Raw genomic sequence first — 26,062 nt, 5'->3', positions numbered from 1 at the left:
ATCAATCCTGCGAGTGCCCACACAGATTGTCTGATAAATTGTTAAAGAGCAGTGCGAACAGTGCGTTAGCGTCCTGTCGCGAGGTGGCGTATATTACGCTTTCCTCCTTCAGAGTCAACCTCTTTTTCAGAATTTTTTCTCCGGCGGCTCAGTCTCCTGAACCTCTCAACACCGCATTCCGTAAGCCGTTGTGCCGTGTCGATGGAGGCGCATTATAGGGAGTTGTCAGACAGGCGCAACCCATAAATTGCAGAAAAAAGCGCGTTCGCTGCATTCCACAGCAAAAGTCGCTGTTATACGCAGTTACACACAGCGTTATCCACATTCGCCGGGCCTGGCAAATTTAGGCGAGCATCACGCAAACGTTTTCGCTACAATGCCGGGCAATATGACGGACTCCCCTTTTAGGGGCGTTACCTGAGGTTTTTGATCTTTCCTTCTTATATAGAAGAGAAAACCGCTGTAAAACCTGATGTAACGCTCTTCTATACGCGAAACAAAGCCAAGGGATAAACCACCATGCAACAACCTCGTCCTGTACGCCGCGCCTTGCTCAGTGTCTCTGACAAAGCCGGCATCCTCGAATTTGCTCAGGCGCTCTCCAGTCGCGGTGTCGAACTGCTCTCCACAGGTGGAACCGCTCGCCTGCTGGCGGATGCGGGTCTGGCTGTCACAGAAGTCTCTGATTACACCGGTTTCCCGGAAATGATGGATGGACGCGTCAAAACCCTGCATCCGAAAGTGCATGGCGGCATTCTGGGTCGTCGCGGCCAGGATGATGCCATCATGGCGCAGCATGACATCAGCCCTATCGACATGGTGGTCGTTAATCTCTATCCCTTTGCCCAGACCGTTGCCCGTGAAGGATGCTCACTGGAAGACGCAGTAGAAAACATCGATATCGGCGGCCCGACCATGGTGCGCTCTGCTGCCAAGAACCACAAAGATGTGGCCATCGTGGTCAGCAGCGGCGACTACGACGCCATCATTGCTGAAATGGATGCCCACCAGAACGGCCTGACGCTCGACACCCGTTTCGACCTGGCGATCAAAGCGTTTGAACACACCGCCGCCTACGACGGTATGATCGCGAACTACTTTGGTAGTCTGGTGCCCGCCTATCACGGTGAACGCAATCAGCCTGCAGGTCGCTTCCCGCGTACCCTGAATCTGAACTTCATCAAGAAGCAGGATATGCGTTACGGCGAAAACAGCCACCAGCAGGCGGCCTTCTATATAGAAGAGCAGGTTGCTGAAGCCTCGGTTGCCACCGCGCAACAGGTTCAGGGCAAAGCGCTCTCCTATAACAATATCGCTGACACGGATGCCGCACTCGAGTGTGTCAAAGAGTTCAGTGACCCCGCCTGCGTCATTGTTAAACATGCTAACCCCTGTGGCGTTGCGACCGGCGACGACCTGCTGTCAGCCTATGACCGTGCTTACCAGACCGACCCTACCTCTGCGTTCGGGGGCATCATCGCCTTCAACCGCGAGCTGGATGAAGCGACAGCACAGGCCATTATCAGCCGCCAGTTCGTTGAGGTGATCATCGCGCCCGCCGTTTCCGAGGCCGCGCTGAAGATTACCGCCACGAAACAGAATGTCCGTGTCCTGATCTGCGGCCAGTGGCAAAACCGCACGGCAGCGCTGGATTTCAAACGCGTCAACGGTGGCCTGCTGGTTCAGGATCGCGATCTCGGTATGGTCGATGCCAGCCAGCTGCGCGTGGTCAGCAAGCGTCAGCCATCGGAGCAGGAGCTGCGTGATGCCCTCTTCTGCTGGAAGGTCGCGAAGTTTGTTAAATCCAACGCCATTGTCTATGCGCGTGACGGGATGACGATCGGGATTGGTGCCGGCCAGATGAGCCGCGTCTACTCCGCTAAAATTGCCGGTATTAAAGCGGGCGATGAAGGACTGGAAGTGAAAGGTTCTGCCATGGCGTCAGATGCGTTCTTCCCCTTCCGCGACGGTATTGATGCGGCCGCTGCGGTGGGCGTGAGCTGTGTGATTCAGCCTGGCGGCTCTATCCGCGATGAAGAGGTGATTGCGGCGGCGGATGAGCACGGCATTGCCATGATCTTTACCGATATGCGCCACTTCCGTCATTAATCGTTCCGGAGAGTAACAGATGAAAATTTTAGTGATTGGTAATGGCGGACGTGAACACGCGCTGGCCTGGAAAGCGGCACAGTCGCCGCTGGCAGACACCGTCTTTGTTGCGCCAGGTAACGCCGGTACGGCATTAGAGCCTGCGCTGCAGAATGTCGCAATCAGTGCGACCGATATCCCTGCCCTGCTGGATTTTGCCCAGCGCGAGAAGATCGATCTGACCATTGTCGGACCGGAAGCACCGCTGGTCATTGGCGTGGTGGATGCATTCCGTCAGGCTGGGCTGACTATTTTTGGCCCGACTCAGGCTGCCGCACAGCTGGAAGGCTCAAAAGCTTTTACCAAAGACTTCCTGGCGCGCCATCAGATCCCCAGCGCGGCATACCAGAACTTTACCGAGGTCGAGCCGGCTCTCGCGTATCTGCGTGAGAAAGGCGCGCCTATCGTCATTAAAGCTGACGGCCTGGCCGCCGGTAAAGGCGTCATTGTGGCGATGACGCTGCAGGAAGCAGAAGAAGCCGTTCAGGATATGCTGGCCGGTAATGCCTTTGGCGACGCCGGACACCGCATTGTGATCGAAGAGTTTCTGGATGGCGAAGAAGCCAGCTTTATTGTGATGGTCGACGGCGAGCATGTGCTGCCAATGGCCACCAGCCAGGATCATAAACGCGTAGGCGATGGTGATACCGGTCCGAACACCGGCGGAATGGGCGCCTACTCCCCGGCTCCAGTCGTCACCGATGAGATCCACCAGCGCGTCATGGATCAGGTTATCTGGCCGACGGTGCGCGGCATGGCTGCTGAAGGCAACGTTTACACCGGTTTTCTCTACGCCGGTCTGATGATCGATCGCACCGGGCAGCCGAAAGTGATCGAATTCAACTGCCGCTTCGGCGATCCGGAAACCCAGCCGATCATGCTGCGCCTGCAGTCGGATCTGGTCGATCTTTGCCTGGCCGCCTGCGAGGGTAAACTGGATCAGAAAACGTCCCAGTGGGATCCGCGTCCTGCGCTCGGTGTGGTACTGGCGGCGGGCGGTTATCCGGGTGACTACAGTCAGGGTGATCAGATCCACGGTCTGCCACTGGAAGAGGTTGCGGACGGTAAGGTCTTTCACGCCGGAACCCGGCTGGAAGAGGATCGGGTGCTGACCAGCGGTGGCCGCGTGCTGTGCGTTACCGCACTGGGTGAGGATGTCGCTGCGGCACAGAAGCGGGCTTATGCGCTGACACAGCCTATCTCGTGGCAGGGCAGCTTCTGCCGCCGCGATATTGGCTATCGCGCCATTAATCGCAAATAAGTTCAGGGGGCACCGGGTGCCCCCTTTTTATTTTTACATATCATCTTCTGTCGGCTGCTGCGCGCACTCATCCTGCTGACTGATCCGCAACAGCTGAATGCCTTCCGGCGCGTCCAGCCATGACACCATCAGCGGTGCCGGGGCGCTGCGCTGCTGCGGTGCCGGGGCGCTGCGCTGCTGCTGTGTCAGTATCCGCAGGGCATCAGCATCAAAAGCGGGCCTGACCTGCTGACCTTCACAACTCTCCAGCAGATTGTTGCCCAGCCAGTGTCCCTGCCTCAGGAATACCCGACCGCTTAACAGCGCATCACTAAGATTACGCATCCGCTGAGCGTCAAACTTATAGAGTTCCACCGCATCAGCACTCACGGCTTCACGCCGGTCTGACAGCTGACGCTGCATAAAGTTGAGGCCGCCCGCCTGGTCAAAGCGCAGGGTGACATCATCAGGCTGCTTCCCTTTTACCTGGCGCTGAACGCTGATCAGCGCCTCTTCCAGCCAGACATAATCGGTCACCTCGCCCTCACCGCCACTGAACGGCGTGTAGATCGTACGAATATGGACAGACTGGTGATCGCTGTTTTTACGCCAGATGCGCACAACACCACGATCGGCAAGATAGCCACTGGCAGAAAAGGGGGGAATATCCGGAACAGAGCTGCAGCTAAACAGAAACAGGGAGAGAAACAGAACAGCTAAACGCTGAAACAGCGGGGTCATGATGGCTGGCCTCTTAAACAAAAGGGGCGAAACGCCCCCTGTTTTAAAGCTTAACCGCAGTGCGACGTCTTACTTAACGGCGTCTTTCAGCGCTTTACCAGACACGAATGCCGGTACGTTTGCTGCAGCGATTTTGATCTCTTTGCCAGTCTGCGGGTTACGACCGGTACGCTCAGCGCGGTGGTTCACTTTAAAAGTACCAAAACCAACCAGTTGTACAGCATCACCATCTTTCAGAGACTCAGTGATCGCAGCCAGAGTAGATTCCAGCGCTGCCTTAGCCTGGGTTTTAGACAGGTCAGCTTTTTCTGCGATCACATCAATCAGTTGAGTCTTGTTCATAAGTTATCCTTAAAGTGTATTTATCGCTTGCTAAGCAACGAGTGCGAGGGAAAAGCCATATTCTGGCACTCTTCTGCCTGCACGCACCGATAGCCACAATTTTCAGCCCCCCAAATGTAGACCAGAGAGGGGGCCAATGTGAAGCCTCCAGGCGCGCTAATTCGGGCCTGAAGTCACGTTTTATCGCCTTACTGCTGGAAATTTATACCGATGTTACTTATTCCCGCTTCACGCAGGTCAGATCGCAGACCTTTAATCAATTCAAGGTCGCGCTCTTCACACTCCGCCAGCAGGCGGAAAATCTCCCACTGGAGGTCCCACTCATCGATGATAGCCGGGTTTTCACGCAGCTCCTCATCGGTCATTTCGCGTCCAGCCTGTGTCATTTCCAGCATGGCAACCGTCGTAATGGATGTCCTGCTGACTTCAATCGCATGCTCCAGCGTTTCACCACTCAGCTGGGCATGTAACACTTCGCTCAGGGCCACGCAGGCATCGATAGCCGGATAGACGCCATAGACCTCAAACGCATCGCCATCGGGAATGGCAGCCTCGAGCTTTTCCAGCTGGCTGTCGAAGTTAATCTTCGCATCTTTGACCGTCAGGTTTTCCCAGATCAGATCAAGGATGCGGCGATAGAGTGCCGGATCGGCAAATTCAGTCTGCTCGCAGAATGCGCGATAGTTGGGGTACATACGCTCGCACAGGCAGGCCATAAACGTCAGATGCTGCCAGCTTTCCAGCTTCGCCAGACGCAGATGAACGGGATTTTGTAACATAAAGGTGGCTCTTATTCGTTTCGCTGGCCGCAGTGTAACTGCAAAAGCGCAGCACAAACAGTGTTAAAGCGCGTTTTGCCAGCGCTGGAAAGCGGAACGGTTCGACGCCACTGCATCGGCCCAGCGGGTCGGTTCCGGCAAACGGTAACCGCGCGTACAGTTTTCGACCCACTGCAGCGCAGTATCCAGGCTGACACGGTGGCCGGTGGCGACGAACAGCGGGTTGCAGCGTTGCTTGCTGCGCCATACCCAGCCAATCTGCTCACCTTTGTCGATCAGCGGCTGACGGCTGCCCGGTTGCGCATCCAGATCGGCAAAACGACCACACAGCCGGCTTTTCGCGACCCCGATAGTAGGCACATCCACCAGCAGACCAAAATGCGAGGCAACGCCGAGCCGTCTGGGATGCGAAATTCCGTGTCCATCCACAAACAGCAGGTCCGGCTTCTGCTCCAGCATATCCCAGGCGGCCATCAGGGCCGGATACTCCCGGAAGGAGAGAAAGCCCGGGATATAGGGCATCGTCGTCTCAATACGCGCGATGCGATGCTCCACCAGCCGAAGCGATGGGTACTCCAGGATTACCATCGCTGCGCGTGTGATCGTGCCTTCCTGCTCAAAACCTACGTCGGCCCCGCCGATATAGCGAGGCGGTAACACATCAAAATCATCGTCACGCACCACGTCAGCGGCGCGTTGTAACTGCTCAGCGCGAAGTGCGGCAATATCCATGGTTACTCCTGATGCCAGGGACGTGATAAACGATGCACAGCATCAACAAAGACACCGGCATTTTCCGGTGGCACATCCAGATGAATGCCGTGCCCCAGATTAAAGACATGGCCGGTGCCGGAACCAAAGCGCTCCAGAATACCGGTCACTTCCTGCTCAATACGCTCAGGTGCCGCATAGAGCATAGAAGGGTCCATATTGCCCTGCAGCGCAACTTTATCGCCCACGCGACGGCGCGCATCATCAATGTCGGTGGTCCAGTCGAGACCCAGCGCATCACAGCCGGTGGCGGCCATCGCTTCCAGCCACTGTCCACCGCCTTTGGTGAACAGCGTCACCGGCACGCGGCGGCCATCATTTTCACGCAGCAGGCCATCAACAATTTTGTGCATGTAGTGAAGGGAAAATTCGCGGTAGTCACGGCCGGTCAGCACACCGCCCCAGGTATCGAAGACCATCACCGACTGGGCACCTGCGCGAATCTGCGCATTGAGATAGAGAATGACGCTGTCAGCCAGCTTATCCAGCATCGCATGCAGCGTAGCAGGCTCGGCATACATCATCTTTTTGATTCGGGTAAACGCTTTGCTGCTGCCGCCTTCCACCATGTAGGTGGCCAGCGTCCATGGACTGCCGGAGAAGCCGATCAGCGGCACCTCGTCATTCAGATTGCGGCGGATGGTGCGAACTGCGTTCATCACATAGCCCAGCTCCATCTCCGGATCGGGCACCGGCAAACGATCAACGTCAGCGCGGCAGGTTACAGGGTTTGAGAAACGCGGGCCTTCGCCGGTTTCAAAATAGAGTCCCAGTCCCATCGCATCCGGAATCGTCAGGATGTCACTGAAGAGGATGGCGGCATCCAGCGGAAAACGACGCAGCGGCTGCAGGGTGACTTCACAGGCCAGCTCGGCGTTTTTACACAGCGACATAAAATCACCCGCCTGGGCGCGTGTCGCTTTGTACTCCGGCAAATAGCGCCCGGCTTGTCGCATCATCCATACCGGCGTGACATCCACCGGCTGACGTAACAGGGCACGCAAATAACGATCGTTCTTCAGTTCACTCATCTCAACACTCTCTCAATAACAGGCGTGTAGTGTAGCACTTTCACACTTCAGCGCGGCACAGGGCGACGGTATCTTCAATCAGGCGGCGTGCCACGGTGCCGGGCGGAGGCAGCAGGGGAAGGTCATCAAAACGGAACCAGGCCGCATCCAGCAGCTCTTTGCCATCATGCTGCAGATCGCCGCTGTCATACTCCGCCATGAAGGCGGTCATCAGGGATTGCGGAAAGGGCCACGGCTGAGAGGTCACATAGCGCACGTTTTTGACGCGGATGTTGCTCTCCTCCATCACTTCGCGGGCAACGGCCTGCTCCAGCGTCTCACCGACCTCCACAAAGCCGGCCAGCACGGTATAGACCTTGTTGCGATGGCGGGCATGATTTGCCAGGAGGATTTCATCACCACGACGGATGGCCACGATAATGCAGGGGGCGATTTGCGGATAGTAACGCTCACGGCAATGACTGCACAGGCAGGCAAATTCATGCCTGCTGTGATGCATTTCATGGCCGCAGTAGCCGCACCAGCGATGAGAGCGGTAAAACTCCGCCAGCTGCACACCCCGCCCCGCCAGCTGAAACAGTCCGACATCCTGATCGATCAACTGCCGCACGGAGAACATATCGGCAGAGCGTGACGCACAAATCAGCCAGACATTTTCGCCCTGCCACTCTCCGATAAGGCGTGCTTTACTGCCAGTCAGACCAAAATTTTCGGCGTTTCCGTGGGGTAAATCACCTTGTGGCAACCAAAGTTTCTGTTCATGGCTGACAATCCACCATCCAGCGTCTACGCTTGAGATTTCGCATTGCATTTATTTCGTCATCCTTAGCGTCAAATCGTACGCTGAAGCCCTGATGTTAAGTGTGTTGATAAACAACTATAACTCACATGGAGTCAGATATGCTTAACCAGTTAAACGTCCTGGCTGAACGCGTAGGTGGCAGTAATGAGCTGGTCGATTCCTGGCTCGAAGCCCGTCGCCAGCTGCTGGTGACCTATTATCATCTGGTCGGCCTGAAGCCCAACAAAGAAGCCCTGACCCGTCTCGATGAGCAGGCGCTGGACAACTTCTGTCACAGCCTGGTCGATTATCTTTCGGCCGGTCACTTCAGTATCTATGAACGTGTTATCAGTGAAATGAACGGTGACAGCCCAATGATTGCGGCTGCGCAGATCTATCCGCCACTGGAAGCCAACACCGAGCGGCTGATGCAGCTCTATGATGGTCACCTGCAACAGGCGATAGACGATGAAAACTGCATGACTTTCCAGCAGGCGCTTTCAGAAGTGGGCGAAGTGCTGGAGTCGCGCTTCACGCTGGAAGATAAGCTGATCCAGCTGGCATGGGATAATCAGCTGGCTACCCCGCCGGTTGCCAATGACAGTCAGATTGCCCGTCCCGCTTAACCGGTATCACCACCAAAAGGGTTGAGATTATCCACTCGCCCTTTTATGCTGAAGAGGTTCCGAGGCCACTACGCCGACGAACCTTTTTTATTTTTTGCTGTGAAAAACACGATTTTTACGCCCGATCTGCCGGTCAGATTGGTGCGTAAAAAGCGCTTCTTGTCGGAGTGCCCAGCCGGGCTGAGACCGTTAATTCGGGATCCGCGGAACCTGATCAGGTTAGAACCTGCGAAGGGAACAAGAGTAAATTTTTACGGTATGCCAGCACTCTTATGCTGCCGATACCGCTACTCCTTCCGAACTCCGGACAAGCATCGTTCCCCCTGAACAGGAAGATTGCTATGTCTGACCCAAAAATGACCCGTCGTGAACAACGTGCCCAGGCGCAGGAATTTATCGATTCGCTGCAAAGCGGCAGTGCATTTCCCCAGTCCCGTCGCATCTGGATAACCGGCAGCCGTGACGATATTCGCGTTCCGATGCGCGAGATCACACTAAGCCTGACCCACACCGGTGGCAGCAAAGCGCAGCCGACCTATGAGCCAAACGAAGCGGTGCCGGTTTACGACACGGCAGGTGCCTATGGCGATCCCGCGGCACAGATCGATGTTCATCGCGGCCTGGAAAAACTGCGCGCCCGCTGGATAGCGGAACGCGATGACAGCGAATACCTGCCACAAAACAGTTCCGGCTACACCCAGCAACGGCTGGCTGATGAGGGGCTGGACCATCTGCGCTTCGATCACTTACCGACACCGCGCCGGGCCTGTTCAGGCCGCCGCGTCACCCAGCTGCATTATGCCCGCCAGGGGATCATCACCCCGGAAATGGAGTTTATTGCGCTGCGGGAAAATATGGGCCGTGAACGGATTCGCAGTGAAGTGCTGCTGCAACAGCATCCGGGCCACAGTTTTGGCGCGCATCTGCCAGCCAGTATCACACCGGAGTTTGTGCGGCAGGAGGTGGCAGCCGGACGGGCCATTATCCCTGCCAATATCAATCACCCGGAATCGGAGCCGATGATCATCGGCCGCAACTTTCTGGTTAAGGTGAATGCCAATATCGGTAACTCGGCGGTCACCTCCTCCATCGAAGAGGAAGTGGAAAAACTGGTCTGGTCGACGCGCTGGGGGGCCGATACGGTGATGGATCTCTCTACCGGCCGCTATATTCATGAAACGCGCGAGTGGATTCTGCGGAACAGTCCGGTTCCTATCGGCACAGTGCCGATCTATCAGGCGCTGGAAAAAGTGAACGGCGTGGCCGAGGCGCTGAACTGGGACGTTTTCCGCGACACGCTGCTTGAGCAGGCGGAACAGGGGGTGGATTACTTCACGATACACGCTGGCGTCCTGCTGCGTTATGTCCCGATGACGGCGAAGCGGCTGACCGGGATCGTGTCGCGCGGCGGATCGATCATGGCGAAATGGTGCCTGTCGCATCATCAGGAGAACTTCCTTTATCAGCATTTCCGGGAGATTTGTGAAATCTGCGCCGCTTACGATGTGTCGCTGTCGCTGGGCGATGGTCTGCGGCCGGGTTCGATTCAGGATGCGAACGATGAGGCGCAGTTCGCTGAGCTGCGTACCCTGGGCGAACTGACCCGTATTGCCTGGGAATATGATGTGCAGGTGATGATTGAAGGGCCGGGCCATGTGCCGATGCATATGATCCGCCGCAACATGACCGAACAGCTCGACCTGTGCGATGAAGCCCCCTTCTACACCCTCGGCCCGCTGACCACCGACATCGCACCGGGCTATGACCACTTTACCTCCGGAATCGGGGCCGCCATGATTGGCTGGTTTGGCTGCGCCATGCTCTGTTACGTCACACCTAAAGAGCATCTGGGGCTGCCGAACAAAGAGGATGTCAAACAGGGGCTGATTACCTACAAAATCGCGGCACATGCTGCCGACCTGGCTAAAGGCCATCCTGCCGCGCAGATCCGCGATAACGCCATGTCCAAAGCGCGCTTTGAATTCCGCTGGGAAGATCAGTTCAACCTGGCGCTGGACCCTCACACCGCCCGCGCCATGCATGATGAAACCCTGCCGCAGGAATCAGGCAAAGTGGCCCATTTCTGTTCAATGTGCGGCCCTAAATTCTGCTCAATGAAGATTTCTCAGGAGGTGCGCGAGTTTGCGGCACGCCAGGATAGCCGCGCTGAACCGGTGGAAGTGGGCATGGCCCGGATGTCAGAGCATTTCCGCAGCCGCGGGGGTGAGCTTTATCACTCTGCCGATGTTATTGAGGAGGAGTAACCATGTCTGCCTTTCCTGCTACCGCCCCGCGCCTGGGGCTCTATCCGGTGGTTGACAGCCCCGCCTGGATTGAACGCCTGCTGACGGCGGGCGTGCGCACATTGCAGCTGCGCATAAAAGATCAGCCCGATGAGATTGCCGAACCCGCGATTGCTCAGGCGATAGCGCTGGGCAAACGCTACGATGCGCGCCTGTTTATCAACGATTACTGGGAGCTGGCGATCAGACATGACGCCTATGGTGTGCATCTGGGTCAGGAAGATCTGGATGTTGCCGATCTCGCCCGGATTCGCCAGGCAGGATTGCGGCTCGGGATCTCCACCCATGATGATACCGAACTGGATCGCGCCCTGGCGATCCAGCCCTCTTACATTGCACTGGGACATATCTTCCCGACGCAGACCAAAGCGATGCCTTCTGCGCCTCAGGGCGTGGAACAACTGAAGCGACATCTGGCACGCCTGACGCACATCCCCACCGTGGCGATTGGCGGTATCTCGATTGCCCGGGCACCGGAAGTCCTGGCAACCGGCGTGGGCAGCATTGCTGTGGTAAGTGCGATTACCCAGGCAGATGACTGGCGTGAAGCCACGCGCACCCTGCTGGCGCTGGCAGAGCCTCACAGATAGCGATTTCCGGAACCTGTCCCGCATCCTGGCGGCAAATGCGGTAACGTCCACCACTTTCCGGGAAAGCGGCGCGCAGAAGCAGAGGCTGAGGGTGGCACCTCCTGAACCGGTACTTTAACGTGGCCGTCGTCAGGTGACGGTTATCTGACCAGGGCCGGTTCCCTCCTCTTGCCGGCCCTGGTTCCTCTTCGGTTTAAGCGACATCGGGAGCGGAAGCAGGCGTCTCATGCTGACAGGAGAGCATGGCGCGTTCCACGGCCGCCCCCAGCCGTGCCAGCGCCTGTTCCGTCTGATCGGTGATGGGCAGCGCAAAGTTCAGACGCAGACAGTTGCGATATTTCCCCGATGCTGAAAAGAGTGAGCCGACGGCAATCTGGATTTTTGACTCGCGCAGTTCACGGTTAAGCCGGACGGCATCAAACGTTTCAGGAAGTTCTATCCACATCATAAAACCGCCCTGAGGACGAGAGACGCAGATACCGCAGGGAAAGTAGTGGCGCACCCAGCAGCTGAAAGTTTCATAGTTGCGGTGATAGATCTGCCGCATCCGGCGCAGATGAGGCTGATAATGCCCCTGGCGGATAAACTCGGAAACAGCATGCTGAGGCTGCGTAGCCGTAGAGCCTGTGACGATATATTTCATGTGCAGCACGCGGTCGCGATAACGGCCAGGTGCCACCCAGCCAACCCGCAGACCTGGCGCCAGCGTTTTTGAAAAGGAGCTGCAGAGCAGAACCCGGCCATCCATATCGAGCGCCTTAATGGCGGGCGGACGGGGATATTCCCAGGCTAGCTCTCCATAAACGTCATCTTCGATGATGGCCGCATCAAAACGCTGCGCCAGCGCCAGTAACGCCCGTTTGCGTGCCTCAGGCATGATAAAGCCGAGCGGATTATTGCAGTTCGGAACAACGATGACCGCTTTAATGGGCCACTGGTCAAAAGCCAGTTCCAGCGCCTCAAGACTGATGCCGGTTATCGCATCGGTCGGAATCTCAATGGCCCGGATGCCAAAGCCACGCAGGGTTTGCATGATACCGTGAAAAGAGGGCGACTCGACGGCGATGATATCGCCCGGTTCACAGACCGCCCGCACGGCTACCGATAAGGCTTCATGGCAGCCGGTCGTGATAACAATATCATCGGCGGTAAGCTGACAGCCGCTATCGATCGCCAGCCTGGCAACCTGTTTCCGCAGCGCGAGAACGCCATAGAGGGTGTCATAATTCAGCAGGCCAGCCTCCTGCTTCTGAGCCTGACGGCTGAAGGCTTTCCACAGCGGCTTCAGGGTCGGCTGGGTCAGATCGGGCATGCCGCTGCCCAGTTGCAGTACGTCATCTTCCAGCCGGCTGTTGAGCAGCTCCAGCACCGCGTCCCACTGCGTCACCTCAACAGGCCGCTGCACGGGACGGGTCAGCGCAGGTACCGGCGGCGTGGCTTTGTGCGACGCCACAAAATAGCCGGAGCGCGACTGCGGGATAATCATCTGCTTCTCTTCCAGCAGGCGATAAGCCTGCTGCACCGTGCTGATACTCACCCCATGTTCCGCACTCAGGCTGCGCACAGAGGGCAGACGCTCCCCGCTGCGAAACAAGCCCTGTTCGATACGCTGTGCCAGCAACGTGGCCAGATGTTCATAGCGGGTCATTGTATCCTCTCCTGCCAGCGTGATGATGAGCGACCAGTACAGTCAGGCTCCTTTTTTACCATTCAGATCGCGATATCTTCAATCTGTATGTTAATAAAAGGTGATTTTTGAGTCTGTATCATACAGGTGTATCCCCGGAAAATAGTGCTCAGGCCAATCATTGAGGAAACTATCATGGGATATGATGAAAATCGCGCCGCTAAGCCTTTTGCCGTTACGCCTTACCTTCTGCTCCGTTATCTGTGGCGCAGCTTCAGACGCTGGCAGCTGCGGCGCGAAACGCGCGCTATTCTGTCGAGACTGAGTGACAGTCAGCTGAAAGATATCGGCATCGGCCGCAATGACTGGAATGGCTGAATCAGAGACAAAAAAAACCCTGCCGAAGCAGGGTTTTTATCAGGCGAAGGACGATTAATCGTCTTTGCTGCCGCCGAGGCCGGCGTTCAGCAGTTCAGCCAGGCTGGCTGAGGCTTCATCCGCAGTCACCTGCGGTGCAGCCGGAACTTCACCCGCCGCTTTACGGCGCATACGATCCTGATGGTATGCATAACCGGTACCGGCCGGGATCAGACGACCCACGATGACGTTCTCTTTCAGGCCGCGCAGTTCATCACGCTTACCTGCTACTGCTGCTTCGGTCAGGACACGGGTCGTTTCCTGGAACGATGCGGCAGAGATGAACGATTCGGTTGCCAGTGACGCTTTGGTAATACCCAGCAGGTCACGTACGAAGGTTGCGCCAACTTTTCCGTTCGCTTCCAGATCACGGTTAGAGATCTTGATGCGAGAGAATTCAGCCTGCTCACCTTCCAGGAAGTCGGTGCTTCCTGCGCTCACGATGGTCGCTTTACGCAGCATCTGACGAACGATGACTTCGATGTGCTTATCGTTAATCTTAACGCCCTGCAGACGATAAACTTCCTGCACTTCGTTAGTGATGTAACGGGTCACCGCATGCACACCACGCAAGCGCAGGATGTCATGTGGAGACTCTGGGCCATCGGAAACCACGTCACCGCGCTCAACACGTTCACCTTCGAACACGTTCAGCTGACGCCATTTCGGAATCATCTCTTCGTATGGCTCACTGCCATCCAGCGGCGTGATAACCAGACGACGTTTACCTTTGGTCTCTTTACCGAAGGAGATGATACCGCTGATCTCAGCCAGGATAGCCGGCTCTTTCGGACGACGCGCTTCGAACAGGTCAGCAACGCGTGGCAGACCACCGGTAATATCCTTGGTACCGCCAGATTCCTGCGGAACACGCGCCAGCGTGTCACCGGCACTGATCTTAACGCCATCTTCCAGCTGAACAATCGCTTTACCCGGCAGGAAGTACTGAGCAGGCATATCAGTGCCTGGGATCAGAACGTCGTTGCCGCTGGCATCAACAATTTTCAGCGCAGGACGCAGATCTTTACCGCCTGACGTACGTTCAGCACTGTCCAGCACCACCAGCGAAGAAAGACCGGTCAGGTCATCTGTCTGACGGGTAATGGTCTGGCCGTCAATCATGTCGGTGAAGCGAATGAAACCGCCCACTTCGGTGATAACTGGCATGGTATGCGGATCCCAGTTTGCTACGGTTTCGCCCGCTGCAACCTGCTCACCATCACCTTTCGCCATGGTAGAACCGTAAGGAACTTTATAGCTCTCTTTGGTACGACCAAATTCATCGATCATTTTCAGTTCGACGTTACGCGAGGTGATCACCAGCTTACCTGCCGAGTTCGTTACCGACTTAGCGTTGGTCAGCTTGATGGTACCTTTGTTCTTCACCTGAATGCTGGATTCAGCAGCTGCACGTGATGCCGCACCACCGATGTGGAACGTACGCATCGTCAGCTGTGTACCCGGCTCACCGATGGACTGTGCCGCGATAACACCGATCGCTTCACCTTTGTTGATGATGTGACCACGTGCCAGGTCGCGACCGTAGCAGTGTGCACATACACCAAAGTCAGTTTCACAACCTACGACCGAACGCACTTTCAGGCTGTCGACTGAGTTCAGTTCCAGCACGTCACACCAGTGCTCATCGAGCAGGGTGTTACGTGGAACCAGAATGTCAGCCGAGCCCGGCTTCAGAACGTCTTCCGCTGTCACACGACCCAGAACACGTTCGCGCAGTGGCTCTTTCACGTCGCCACCTTCGATGACCGGGGTCATCATGATGCCTTCGTGCGTACCACAGTCATCTTCGGTCACAACCAGATCCTGGGCAACGTCAACCAGACGACGCGTCAGATAACCGGAGTTCGCGGTTTTCAGTGCGGTATCCGCAAGACCTTTACGCGCACCGTGGGTTGAGATGAAGTACTGGAGTACGTTCAGACCTTCACGGAAGTTCGCGGTAATCGGCGTCTCGATGATGGAGCCATCTGGCTTCGCCATCAGACCACGCATACCGGCCAGCTGACGAATCTGTGCAGCAGAACCACGCGCACCGGAGTCGGCCATCATAAAGATGCTGTTAAAGGAAACCTGTTTCTCTTCTTCGCCGTCACGGTTAATCACGGTCTCAGTAGAGAGGTTTTCCATCATCGCCTTGGCAACACGTTCGTTGGCTGCGGCCCAGATATCGATGACTTTGTTATAACGTTCACCCGCGGTAACCAGACCAGACTGGAACTGTTCCTGGATTTCAGCCACTTCCGCTTCCGCTTCGGTGATGATTTCCACTTTCTTCTCTGGAATAACCATGTCGTCGATGCCGACTGACGCGCCTGAACGGGCTGCGTAGGCGAAACCGGTGTACATAGTCTGGTCAGCAAAGATAACGGTCGGCTTCAGCCCCAGAATGCGGTAACAGGTGTTCAGCATTTTGGAGATCGCTTTTTTACCCAGCGCCTGGTTGACGATGGAGTAAGGCAGACCTTTCGGTACGATCATCCACAGAATGGCACGGCCAATCGTGGTGTCGATCAGGCTGGTTTTCGCAACCCACTCATCCTGCTCATTTTTCTCGTGTTCGGTGATACGCACCTTAACGCGAGCGTGCAGTGAGGCCAGGCCAGCGCGATAAATACGCTCAGCTTCTTTCGGGCCAGTCAGTACCATGCCTTCGCCTTTGGCGTTAACACAGTCACGGGTCATGTAGTACAGACCCAGTACAACGTCCTGAGAAGGAACGATGATTGGCTCGCCGTTCGCAGGTGACAGGATGTTGTTGGTAGACATCATCAGCGCACGCGCTTCCAGCTGGGCTTCCAGCGTCAGCGGAACGTGAACAGCCATCTGGTCACCATCGAAGTCGGCGTTATACGCCGCACAAACCAGCGGGTGCAGCTGGATAGCTTTACCTTCGATCAGAACCGGTTCAAAGGCCTGAATACCCAGACGGTGCAGCGTAGGCGCACGGTTCAGCAGAACCGGGTGCTCACGGATCACTTCGTCGAGGATATCCCAGACAACCGCTTCTTCGCGCTCAACCATTTTCTTCGCGGCTTTGATGGTGGTGGCCAGGCCACGCAGTTCCAGCTTGCCGTAAATAAACGGTTTAAACAGTTCGAGTGCCATTTTCTTCGGCAGACCGCACTGATGCAGACGCAGGTATGGACCCACGGTGATAACCGAACGACCGGAGTAGTCGACACGTTTACCCAGCAGGTTCTGACGGAAGCGACCCTGCTTACCTTTGATCATGTCAGCCAGCGATTTCAGCGGACGCTTGTTGGAGCCGGTGATCGCACGACCGCGACGACCGTTGTCCAGCAGTGCATCGACCGCTTCCTGCAGCATACGCTTTTCGTTGCGCACGATGATATCTGGCGCAGCCAGATCCAGCAGGCGCTTCAGACGGTTGTTACGGTTGATCACGCGACGATAAAGATCGTTCAGATCTGACGTAGCAAAACGTCCGCCATCCAGCGGAACCAGCGGACGCAGATCCGGTGGCAGAACAGGCAGTACGGTCAGGATCATCCACTCTGGCTTGTTACCAGACTGAACGAACGCTTCCAGCAGCTTGATACGCTTGGTCAGCTTTTTACGCTTGGTTTCAGAGTTGGTTTCGTTCAGCTCTTCACGCAGCTGCTCGCACTCCTGGTCCAGATCCATGTTTTTCAACAGGGCCTGGATCGCTTCGGCGCCCATTTTGGCGTCGAACTCGTCACCGAACTCTTCCAGTGCGTCAAGGTACTGCTCTTCAGTCAGGATCTGACGCTTCTCGAGGTTGGTCATGCCACCTTCGATTACCACGTAAGATTCAAAGTAGAGCACGCGCTCGATGTCACGCAGTGGCATATCCAGCAGCAAGCCGATACGCGATGGCAGTGACTTCAGGAACCAGATGTGCGCAGTCGGCGACGCCAGTTCGATGTGGCCCATACGCTCACGGCGTACTTTAGTCTGGGTCACTTCAACGCCGCACTTCTCACAAATCACACCACGGTGTTTCAGACGCTTGTACTTACCGCACAGGCACTCATAGTCTTTTACCGGCCCGAAGATACGGGCACAGAACAGACCATCGCGCTCTGGCTTAAAAGTACGGTAGTTAATGGTTTCTGGCTTTTTCACTTCACCAAAAGACCAGGAACGGATCATGTCTGGCGAAGCCAGCGCAATTTTGATCGCATCAAACTCTTCGGTCTTAGTTTGCGCTTTCAGAAACTTAAGTAAGTCTTTCACGGATTAGCTCCCGTCGGAGTGAGACTCAGGGGGCGTCCAACCGAAATTGAACGCCCCGTAACCAGTACAATTGCGAGCGCTTAAACCCTGCGCTTTCAGGCGGCGGCGAACCACAGCCTGAAATGGGGGTTACTCGTCTTCCAGCTCGATGTTGATACCCAGCGAGCGAATCTCTTTCAACAGTACGTTGAAGGATTCCGGCATGCCCGGTTCCATCTGATGGTTGCCGTCAACGATGTTTTTATACATCTTGGTACGGCCGTTGACGTCATCAGACTTAACGGTAAGCATTTCCTGCAGGGTATACGCGGCACCATATGCTTCCAGTGCCCATACTTCCATCTCACCAAAGCGCTGACCACCGAACTGCGCCTTACCACCCAGCGGCTGCTGAGTAACGAGGCTGTAGGAACCGGTAGAACGTGCATGCATCTTGTCATCAACCAGGTGGTTAAGTTTCAGCATGTACATGTAGCCAACGGTTACCTGACGTTCGAACTGTTCACCGGTGCGGCCGTCAAACAGGGTAATCTGACCGGAAGAAGGCAGACCGCCGAGCTGTAACAGCTCTTTGATTTCGCTCTCTTTCGCGCCATCAAACACCGGCGTTGCGATTGGCATACCTTTTTTCAGGTTCTCTGCCAGGCGCAGAACTTCGTCGTCGGAGAAGGTGTTCAGGTCAACTTTCTGACGCAGATCGCTTCCCAGGTCATAGGCACGCTGGATGAATTCGCGCAGTTTCGCGACTTCTTCCTGCTTCTTCAGCATGGCGTTGATTTTCTCACCAATGCCCTTCGCTGCCATCCCCAGGTGTGTCTCAAGGATCTGACCGATGTTCATACGCGATGGTACACCCAGCGGGTTCAGTACGATGTCGACCGGCGTACCGTTCTCATCGTAAGGCATGTCTTCGATTGGGTTGATCTTAGAGATAACACCTTTGTTACCGTGACGACCTGCCATCTTATCACCAGGCTGGATCTGACGTTTAACGGCCAGATAAACCTTAACGATTTTCAGCACGCCCGGTGCCAGATCGTCGCCCTGGGTGATCTTACGGCGCTTGCCTTCGAGTTTTTTCTCAAACTCGTGCTTCAGTTCGTCGTACTGCTCTGCCAGTTGCTCCAGCTGATTTTGTCTGGCTTCATCAGTCAGACCCAGCTCCAGCCAGCGCTCGCGCGGCAGCTTGTCCAGTTTGTCAGCTTCAACGCCACCTGCGATCAGGACGCTCTGGATACGGCTGAACAGGCCCGCTTCCAGGATCTGCAGCTCTTCAGACAGGTCTTTCTTAGCCTGCTTCAGCTGCATCTCTTCGATTTCGAGCGCACGTTTGTCTTTTTCCACGCCATCGCGGGTAAAGACCTGAACGTCGATCACGGTACCTGACACGCCATTCGGCACGCGCAGTGATGAATCTTTTACGTCAGAGGCTTTTTCACCGAAGATCGCACGCAGCAGCTTCTCTTCTGGCGTCAGCTGGGTTTCACCTTTCGGGGTAACCTTACCAACCAGAATGTCACCACCGGTCACTTCAGCACCGATGTAGACGATGCCTGACTCATCCAGTTTAGAGAGTGCAGCTTCACCCACGTTCGGGATATCAGCGGTAATCTCTTCCGGCCCCAGTTTGGTGTCACGCGACACGCAAGCCAGTTCCTGGATGTGGATGGTGGTAAAGCGATCTTCCTGAACCACACGCTCGGAGACCAGGATGGAGTCTTCGAAGTTGTAACCGTTCCACGGCATAAACGCGACACGCATGTTCTGGCCCAGTGCCAGTTCACCCAGATCGGTGGACGGGCCATCTGCCAGCACGTCTCCGCGCTCAACCGGCTCACCCAGAGAGACACATGGCATCTGGTTGATGCAGGTGTTCTGGTTTGAACGGGTATATTTGGTCAGGTTATAGATGTCGATACCGGCTTCGCCCGCGTACATCTCATCTTCGTTAACTTTGATAACGATACGTGATGCATCAACATACTGAACGGTACCACCACGTTTGGCGACGGCAGTAACACCGGAGTCAACGGCAACAGCACGTTCCATACCGGTACCAACCAGCGGCTTATCTGCACGCAGAGTCGGAACGGCCTGACGTTGCATGTTCGCACCCATCAGAGCACGGTTGGCGTCATCGTGTTCCAGGAACGGGATCAGGGATGCACCGACAGAAACCACCTGCTGGGTGGAAACGTCCATGTAGTCAACCTGATCGCGGCTGAACAGACTCGATTCGCCTTTGCTACGGCAGGTGACCAGGTCATCAACAAACGCGCCGTTTTCATCGAGCGGGGCGTTCGCCTGAGCGATAACGTAGTTACCCTCTTCAATAGCAGAGAGGTAGTGGATCTCGTCAGAAACCAGACCGTCGATAACACGACGATAAGGCGTCTCAAGGAAACCATACTCATTGGTCTGTGCATAAACAGACAAGGAGTTGATCAGACCGATGTTCGGACCTTCAGGGGTTTCGATTGGGCAGACACGACCGTAGTGCGTTGGGTGTACGTCACGCACTTCGAAGCCGGCACGCTCACGCGTCAAACCACCCGGGCCAAGTGCAGAGATACGACGTTTGTGCGTAATCTCTGACAGCGGGTTGTTCTGATCCATAAACTGTGAAAGCTGGCTTGAACCGAAGAACTCTTTCACCGCAGCCGAAATCGGCTTCGCGTTGATCATGTCCTGTGGCATCAGCGTATCGAGGTCGCCCAGAGAGAGACGCTCTTTAACCGCACGCTCAACACGCACCAGGCCGACACGGAACTGGTTCTCAGCCATTTCACCGACTGAACGAATACGACGGTTGCCGAGGTGGTCGATATCGTCCACTTCGCCTTTACCGTTACGGATGTCGATCAGTTTTTTCATCACTTCGATGATGTCTTCTTTGCTCAGGATACCTGAACCTTCGATTTCATCACGCAGCAGTGAACGGTTGAACTTCATGCGGCCGACGGCAGAGAGATCGTAACGATCTTCAGAGAAGAACAGGTTCTCGAACAGGTTCTCTGCAGCTTCACGCGTTGGCGGCTCACCAGGACGCATCATGCGGTAGATCTCAACCAGTGCGCTCAGGCGATCGCTGGTTGGGTCAACACGCAGGGTCTCAGACATATATGGACCGTGGTCCAGATCGTTGGTGAACAGCGTTTCGATGCGTTTGTGACCCGACTGGCTCAGTTTGGCCAGCAGATCCAGTGACAGCTCCATGTTCGCTGCAACAATCAGCTCACCGGTGCTCTCATCGATGTAGTCTTTAGCAACCACTTTGCCCGCGATATATTCAACCGGAACTTCGATGTGCTGAATGCCATCTTTTTCCAGCTGACGAATATGACGCGCAGTAATGCGGCGACCTTTTTCGACGTAAACGGTGCCGTTCGCTTCGATATCGAAGGTCGCGGTTTCACCGCGCAGGCGCTCAGGCACCAGCTCCATCTGCAGCTTGTTGTCGCGAATTTCAAACACCACTTTCTCGAAGAAGAGATCGAGGATCTGAGGTGTTGTGAACTGCAACGCACGCAGGATGATAGTGGCCGGCAGCTTACGACGACGGTCAATACGGACAAACAGGTTATCTTTCGGGTCAAACTCAAAGTCGAGCCATGAACCGCGGTAAGGGATGATACGTGCGTTATAAAGCACTTTACCCGAAGAGTGGGTTTTACCCTTATCGCTATCAAAGAACACGCCAGGACTACGGTGCAGCTGAGAAACGATAACGCGCTCGGTACCGTTAATAACAAAGGTACCGTTGTCGGTCATGAGCGGAATTTCGCCCATGTAGACTTCTTGTTCTTTAATGTCTTTTACGGTGCCTTCTGGCGCTTCGCGCTCATAGATCACCAGACGCAGTTTCACGCGCAGCGGTGCCGAATAGGTCACGCCACGGATCTGACACTCTTTCACGTCAAAGACAGGTTCGCCCAGGCGATAGCTCACATACTGCAACTCAGAGTTGCCGCTGTAGCTCGCAATAGGGAATACAGAGCGGAATGCAGCTTCCAGCCCGTACTGACCTTCTGGATCTTGCTCGATAAACTTCTGGAACGAGTCGAGCTGGATGGAAAGGAGATAAGGTATGTCCAGTACTTGTGGACGTTTACCAAAATCCTTACGAATACGTTTTTTCTCGGTATAGGAGTAAACCATAGGGTTCCTCAGCTAGCTGACAAGTCGACCCACGCTGTCCGTCCTGACAGGACAGTTCATGCAACACGATTTTGTTTGATTCACTGGCTGCGCGGCAGCAGTGCAATACCTCTTTCTATCACGCTTAAATCATTTCATCGCTTTTGTGAAGGCAGGGAACCCGCACAGGAAAGCGGTATATTAAGTCGTCGATAGAGAAAGATATTGAAGAGTAGCAATGGACAAACAGTGTGAAACCCCATTGAGACCCTGTAGCGCAAAAAGGCTGGTGACCAAAAAGTCACCAGCCATCAGTCTGAAACTACTCAGACTGCAACCCGAAGGTTGTCTTACTTAACTTCAACTTCAGCGCCAGCTTCTTTCAGAGCAGCTTCAAGTGCAGCTGCGTCATCTTTGCTGATGCCTTCTTTGATTACGCCAGTTGCTTCAACCAGGTCTTTGGCTTCTTTCAGGCCCAGACCAGTTGCAGTACGTACGGCTTTGATAACTGCTACTTTGTTCGCGCCAACAGCTTTCAGTACGACGTCGAATTCAGTTTTTTCTTCAACAGCTTCAGCCGGGCCCGCAGCAACAGCTACAGCAGCAGCAGCAGAAACGCCGAATTTTTCTTCCATAGCAGAAACCAGCTCAACAACTTCCATTACGGACATCGCTGCAACAGCTTCCAGAATTTGGTCTTTAGTGATAGACATGACAATTGTTCCTAAGAATCAGAAAAAGTTTATACGTAAGCAGGTACGAAGAAAAGAAAAGGGCCTTAAGCCGCTTCTTTTGCATCGCGTACAGCAGCCAGAGTGCGGACCAGTTTGCCGGCAGCGGCTTCTTTCATGGTCGACATCAGACGTGCCAGTGCTTCTTCGTAGGTCGGCAGAGTTGCCAGACGGTCAATATTGGCCGCCGTGATCAGCTCACCTTCAAAGGCTGCAGCTTTGACCTCAAATTTTGCATTCGCTTTCGCGAAATCTTTGAACAGACGAGCAGCAGCGCCCGGGTGTTCCATAGAATATGCAATCAGGGTCGGACCAACAAACGTGTCTTTCAGGCACTCAAACTGAGTACCTTCAACGACGCGGCGCAGCAGGGTGTTACGAACAACACGCATGTAAACGCCAGCTTCACGACCTGCTTTACGCAGTTCGGTCATTTTATCAACGGTAACGCCACGGGAATCCGCAACAACCGCTGAAAGCGCACCTTTGGCTACTTCGCTGACTTCAGCAACAATTGCTTGTTTGTCTTGAAGATTTAATGCCATTAGCTTTTGCTCCTGGATTTGACCGGGAAAGGATTTCCCCGGAACTCACTTCACTTACTCACCCAAAAGGGGAAATAAGCGCTCGAACACGGTGAGCAGAATCCAGCTAAGAAAAAATTCTTTTGGTTCTGTCACCGTCTACGCAGGGTATTAAGCGGACTATCCGGAGATAGACAGCTCCTGCGGTCTTGGACGGAGGCCAGGATAAGGCCTGGCTCCAACCTAAATTCTGTGTGACGCAGCAGAATCAGAGGGAAAGGCGTTAAACGCCGCTGTCGCATCTGACTCTCTGGTGTCCTGTTCTGCTAATAACAGAACAACGGGCGTAAGATTCTAGGTGAATTTTTCGCCCGTTTCAAGCAGCAATTAGTTTGCTGTTGCGTTCAGACCAGCCTGGTCAACGGCAACGCCGGCGCCCATGGTGGTTGAAAGGCTGACTTTCTTGATGTACACGCCTTTCGCCTGAGATGGTTTCGCTTTTTTCAGCGCAACCAGCAGAGATTCCAGGTTTTCTTTCAGTTTGTCAGCGTCAAAGTCCACTTTACCGATGGTAGTGTGGATGATGCCGTTTTTGTCGTTACGATAACGAACCTGACCTGCTTTAGCGTTCTTAACCGCTTCAGCAACGTTAGGGGTTACAGTACCGACTTTCGGGTTTGGCATCAGGCCGCGTGGACCCAGAATCTGGCCCAGCTGGCCAACAACGCGCATTGCATCCGGAGAAGCAATAACAACGTCAAAATTCATTTCGCCTTTCTTGATCTGCTCAGCCAGGTCTTCCATACCAACCAGCTCTGCGCCAGCAGCTTTTGCCGCTTCAGCGTTTGCGCCCTGGGTGAAGACAGCAACACGTACTGAACGACCAGTACCGTGTGGCAGAACGGTCGCGCCGCGTACGTTCTGATCAGATTTACGTGCATCGATGCCGAGGTTGACAGCAACGTCAACGCTTTCAACGAACTTGGCAGTCGCCAGTTCTTTCAGCAGAGCAACAGCTTCAGCAATGTCATACTGCTTGGTCGCGTCAACTTTGTCGCGAATTACGGTCATGCGCTTGGTCAGCTTAGCCATTTCTTAGTCCTCTACTACCAGGCCCATGGAACGAGCAGTACCTTCGATTGAGCGAGTCATCGCTTCAACGTCAGAACCAGTCATGTCCGCAGCTTTGGTTTCTGCGATTTCACGTACCTGAGCACGGGTCACTTTACCGACTTTATCTTTGTTCGGCTTACCAGAACCAGACTTGATGCCCGCTGCTTTTTTCAGCAGTACGGCAGCCGGAGGGGTTTTGGTGATAAAGGTAAATGAACGGTCGCTGTATACAGTGATAACAACAGGAGTCGGCAGACCTTTTTCCAGAGATTCGGTCTTCGCGTTGAACGCTTTGCAGAATTCCATGATGTTAACACCCTGCTGACCCAGAGCTGGACCAACCGGTGGACTTGGGTTCGCCATACCAGCTGCAACCTGCAGCTTGACGTAGGCTTGGACTTTCTTAGCCATGATATTTCCTCAATTGGGTTATAGCGCCTTTAAAAGGCTCCCCGTGATAACGATTTATACGCCGTTGCCAGCGCATAAAAACAAAAGGCGCGAAATTGTAGTTAAATTTCGCGCCTGCTGCAACAGCTAAATTGTGAGCGGAAAGAGGTTAACCTTTCTCCACCTGACCGAAGTCGAGTTCAACCGGTGTTGCACGTCCGAAGATGGAGACAGAAACCGTCAGGCGGCTCTTCTCGTAATCCACATCCTCAACCACACCGTTAAAGTCAGCAAACGGACCGTCGTTAACGCGAACCATTTCGCCTGGTTCAAACAGCGTTTTCGGACGAGGCTTGTCGCCGACCTGCTGCAGACGGTTCATGATCGCATCAACTTCTTTATCGCTGATAGGTGCCGGACGGTCAGATGTGCCGCCGATGAAACCCATCACGCGCGGGACGCTGCGCACCAGGTGCCAGCTGGCGTCATTCATCACCATCTGAACCAGTACATATCCCGGGAAAAACTTGCGCTCGCTCTTACGACGCTGGCCACCACGAATTTCAACGACTTCTTCAGTCGGAACCATGACGTCGCCAAACAGCTCTTCCATGTTGTGCAATTTGATATGCTCGCGCAGCGACTGTGCTACGCGGCCTTCAAAACCGGAAAACGCCTGTACGACGTACCAGCGTTTCTTTGGAGCTTCAGACATCTCAGAACCTCAGGCCAGTGATAAACGATACCAGACGGACCAGAATACCATCCAGCCCCCACAAAATCAGTGACATCACGGCGGTAACCGCGGCAACGATTAACGTGGTGTGCAGCGTTTCCTGGCGGGTTGGCCAGATAACCTTACGCATTTCTGTTCTTGCTTCACGAGCAAAAGCCACGGTCGCTTTGCCTTTGGTCGTTAAAAGCGCAATGCCGCCAGCCGCTGCGATCAGTACAACTACGGCTAACGCACGCAGTGGCAGTGACACATCACGATAGAGGTAGTTACCTACAATCGCTGCAAGCAGCAGTAATACGACTACTACCCACTTTACCGCTTCCAGGCCACGCCCGCTCCCTTGAGCTTCGGTATTCGCACTCATAAACCAACCTGCCACAATAATTCAGAAACTATTCTGCCCCGCAGTGCGAGGCGTCCAAACCGAATGAGCTTTTGGGGCGTAACTCGGTATCCAACGCCGCATGACAGAGCCTGTCTCAGCAATGATTATGATCGAAAATCACTGATGAGCCAGGTTCTATGAAACAGCGTGCAAAAAGGGCATCAAATGATGCCCTTTCCGTGTGCATTGCGTCAAACGTTATCGGTAATTATGCGATAACTTTAGCAACAACACCCGCGCCAACGGTACGGCCGCCTTCGCGGATTGCGAAGCGCAGACCTTCGTCCATTGCGATTGGGTGGATCAGGGTAACAACCATTTTGATGTTGTCGCCTGGCATTACCATTTCAACGCCTTCTGGCAGCTCTACTGAACCGGTCACGTCAGTGGTACGGAAGTAGAACTGTGGAC

Annotated in this window: 21 protein-coding genes, 1 pseudogene and 1 riboswitch; of the genes and pseudogenes, 6 read left to right on the top strand and 16 right to left on the bottom strand. The window is 54.8% G+C overall.

What is annotated here, in order from left to right:
* Nucleotides 1-519 precede the first annotated feature (519 nt).
* Both purH and purD read left to right on the top strand, forming a co-directional pair.
* Nucleotides 520-2,109, top strand: a complete 1,590-nt coding sequence (purH, locus tag F3I47_RS22165) for a bifunctional phosphoribosylaminoimidazolecarboxamide formyltransferase/IMP cyclohydrolase (protein ID WP_046100994.1) — start codon at nt 520-522, stop codon at nt 2,107-2,109.
* Between the two features lie 19 nt (nt 2,110-2,128).
* Nucleotides 2,129-3,409: a phosphoribosylamine--glycine ligase gene (purD, locus tag F3I47_RS22160; protein WP_150030465.1), complete on the top strand. Its 1,281-nt coding sequence runs from the start codon at nt 2,129-2,131 to the stop codon at nt 3,407-3,409.
* A 33-nt stretch (nt 3,410-3,442) separates the two neighbouring features.
* On the opposite strand, the gene F3I47_RS22155 is transcribed toward purD, so the two are convergent.
* From F3I47_RS22155 to nudC, 6 genes are all read right to left on the bottom strand, one after another.
* Nucleotides 3,443-4,129, bottom strand: a complete 687-nt coding sequence (locus F3I47_RS22155) for a DUF1481 domain-containing protein (RefSeq protein ID WP_150030467.1) — start codon at nt 4,127-4,129, stop codon at nt 3,443-3,445.
* Nucleotides 4,130-4,198: 69 nt separating this feature from the next.
* Nucleotides 4,199-4,471 carry a nucleoid-associated protein HU-alpha gene (gene hupA / locus F3I47_RS22150; protein ID WP_003850136.1) on the bottom strand — a complete coding sequence of 91 codons (273 nt, stop codon included), beginning with the start codon at nt 4,469-4,471 and terminating at the stop codon, nt 4,199-4,201.
* Nucleotides 4,472-4,659: 188 nt separating this feature from the next.
* Nucleotides 4,660-5,250: a YjaG family protein gene (locus F3I47_RS22145; protein ID WP_009092648.1), complete on the bottom strand. Its 591-nt coding sequence runs from the start codon at nt 5,248-5,250 to the stop codon at nt 4,660-4,662.
* A 63-nt stretch (nt 5,251-5,313) separates the two neighbouring features.
* A complete protein-coding gene (gene nfi / locus F3I47_RS22140) occupies nt 5,314-5,982 on the bottom strand; it encodes a deoxyribonuclease V (protein ID WP_150030469.1) in 669 nt (222 codons plus the stop codon).
* 2 nt (nt 5,983-5,984) lie between these two features.
* Nucleotides 5,985-7,052, bottom strand: coding sequence for a uroporphyrinogen decarboxylase (hemE, locus tag F3I47_RS22135; RefSeq protein ID WP_150030471.1), 1,068 nt, complete (start codon nt 7,050-7,052; stop codon nt 5,985-5,987).
* 40 nt (nt 7,053-7,092) lie between these two features.
* Nucleotides 7,093-7,863, bottom strand: coding sequence for an NAD(+) diphosphatase (gene nudC / locus F3I47_RS22130; protein WP_009092651.1), 771 nt, complete (start codon nt 7,861-7,863; stop codon nt 7,093-7,095).
* An 89-nt stretch (nt 7,864-7,952) separates the two neighbouring features.
* On the opposite strand from nudC, the gene F3I47_RS22125 reads away from it, so the two are divergent.
* From F3I47_RS22125 to thiE, 3 genes are all read left to right on the top strand, one after another.
* The gene (locus F3I47_RS22125) at nt 7,953-8,459 is read left to right on the top strand and encodes an Rsd/AlgQ family anti-sigma factor (RefSeq protein ID WP_009092652.1); all 507 of its coding nucleotides are present in this window, start codon (nt 7,953-7,955) and stop codon (nt 8,457-8,459) included.
* Nucleotides 8,460-8,612: 153 nt separating this feature from the next.
* Nucleotides 8,613-8,713: riboswitch (TPP riboswitch) on the top strand.
* 87 nt (nt 8,714-8,800) lie between these two features.
* Entirely contained in the window at nt 8,801-10,723 is a 1,923-nt protein-coding gene (gene thiC, locus F3I47_RS22120) for a phosphomethylpyrimidine synthase ThiC (RefSeq protein WP_150030473.1), read from the top strand.
* A 2-nt stretch (nt 10,724-10,725) separates the two neighbouring features.
* Nucleotides 10,726-11,352 carry a thiamine phosphate synthase gene (gene thiE / locus F3I47_RS22115; RefSeq protein ID WP_150030475.1) on the top strand — a complete coding sequence of 209 codons (627 nt, stop codon included), beginning with the start codon at nt 10,726-10,728 and terminating at the stop codon, nt 11,350-11,352.
* Between the two features lie 193 nt (nt 11,353-11,545).
* Here thiE and F3I47_RS22110 read toward each other — a convergent pair whose 3' ends face one another.
* Nucleotides 11,546-13,000, bottom strand: coding sequence for a PLP-dependent aminotransferase family protein (locus tag F3I47_RS22110; protein WP_150030477.1), 1,455 nt, complete (start codon nt 12,998-13,000; stop codon nt 11,546-11,548).
* A 174-nt stretch (nt 13,001-13,174) separates the two neighbouring features.
* Here F3I47_RS22110 and F3I47_RS22105 point away from each other — a divergent pair, with 174 nt between their 5' ends.
* Complete coding sequence (locus F3I47_RS22105) at nt 13,175-13,357, top strand: DUF1127 domain-containing protein (RefSeq protein WP_046100988.1); 183 nt, start codon at nt 13,175-13,177, stop codon at nt 13,355-13,357.
* A gap of 54 nt (nt 13,358-13,411) precedes the next feature.
* Here F3I47_RS22105 and rpoC read toward each other — a convergent pair whose 3' ends face one another.
* From rpoC to tuf, 9 genes and pseudogenes are all read right to left on the bottom strand, one after another.
* Nucleotides 13,412-17,635, bottom strand: a complete 4,224-nt coding sequence (gene rpoC, locus F3I47_RS22100; protein ID WP_009092657.1) for a DNA-directed RNA polymerase subunit beta' — start codon at nt 17,633-17,635, stop codon at nt 13,412-13,414.
* 129 nt (nt 17,636-17,764) lie between these two features.
* Nucleotides 17,765-21,793: a DNA-directed RNA polymerase subunit beta gene (rpoB, locus tag F3I47_RS22095; protein WP_046100987.1), complete on the bottom strand. Its 4,029-nt coding sequence runs from the start codon at nt 21,791-21,793 to the stop codon at nt 17,765-17,767.
* Between the two features lie 329 nt (nt 21,794-22,122).
* On the bottom strand, nt 22,123-22,485 hold the full coding sequence (gene rplL, locus F3I47_RS22090; RefSeq protein WP_009092660.1) for a 50S ribosomal protein L7/L12: 363 nt from the start codon (nt 22,483-22,485) through the stop codon (nt 22,123-22,125).
* A gap of 65 nt (nt 22,486-22,550) precedes the next feature.
* Entirely contained in the window at nt 22,551-23,048 is a 498-nt protein-coding gene (gene rplJ / locus F3I47_RS22085) for a 50S ribosomal protein L10 (protein ID WP_003848098.1), read from the bottom strand.
* 366 nt (nt 23,049-23,414) lie between these two features.
* Nucleotides 23,415-24,119: a 50S ribosomal protein L1 gene (rplA, locus tag F3I47_RS22080; RefSeq protein WP_009092662.1), complete on the bottom strand. Its 705-nt coding sequence runs from the start codon at nt 24,117-24,119 to the stop codon at nt 23,415-23,417.
* A gap of 3 nt (nt 24,120-24,122) precedes the next feature.
* Nucleotides 24,123-24,551 carry a 50S ribosomal protein L11 gene (gene rplK / locus F3I47_RS22075; protein ID WP_006121495.1) on the bottom strand — a complete coding sequence of 143 codons (429 nt, stop codon included), beginning with the start codon at nt 24,549-24,551 and terminating at the stop codon, nt 24,123-24,125.
* Nucleotides 24,552-24,699: 148 nt separating this feature from the next.
* Nucleotides 24,700-25,245, bottom strand: coding sequence for a transcription termination/antitermination protein NusG (nusG, locus tag F3I47_RS22070; protein ID WP_003848088.1), 546 nt, complete (start codon nt 25,243-25,245; stop codon nt 24,700-24,702).
* 1 nt (nt 25,246) lies between these two features.
* Complete coding sequence (secE, locus tag F3I47_RS22065; protein ID WP_008927141.1) at nt 25,247-25,630, bottom strand: preprotein translocase subunit SecE; 384 nt, start codon at nt 25,628-25,630, stop codon at nt 25,247-25,249.
* Nucleotides 25,631-25,859: 229 nt separating this feature from the next.
* Nucleotides 25,860-26,062: pseudogene (gene tuf, locus F3I47_RS22055) on the bottom strand (elongation factor Tu); the annotation flags it as partial.

Origin of the sequence: Pantoea sp. M_10 (assembly GCF_008631515.1) — a bacterium.
Taxonomy (GTDB): domain Bacteria; phylum Pseudomonadota; class Gammaproteobacteria; order Enterobacterales; family Enterobacteriaceae; genus Pantoea; species Pantoea anthophila.
This window is presented reverse-complemented; position numbering and strand designations above follow the sequence as displayed.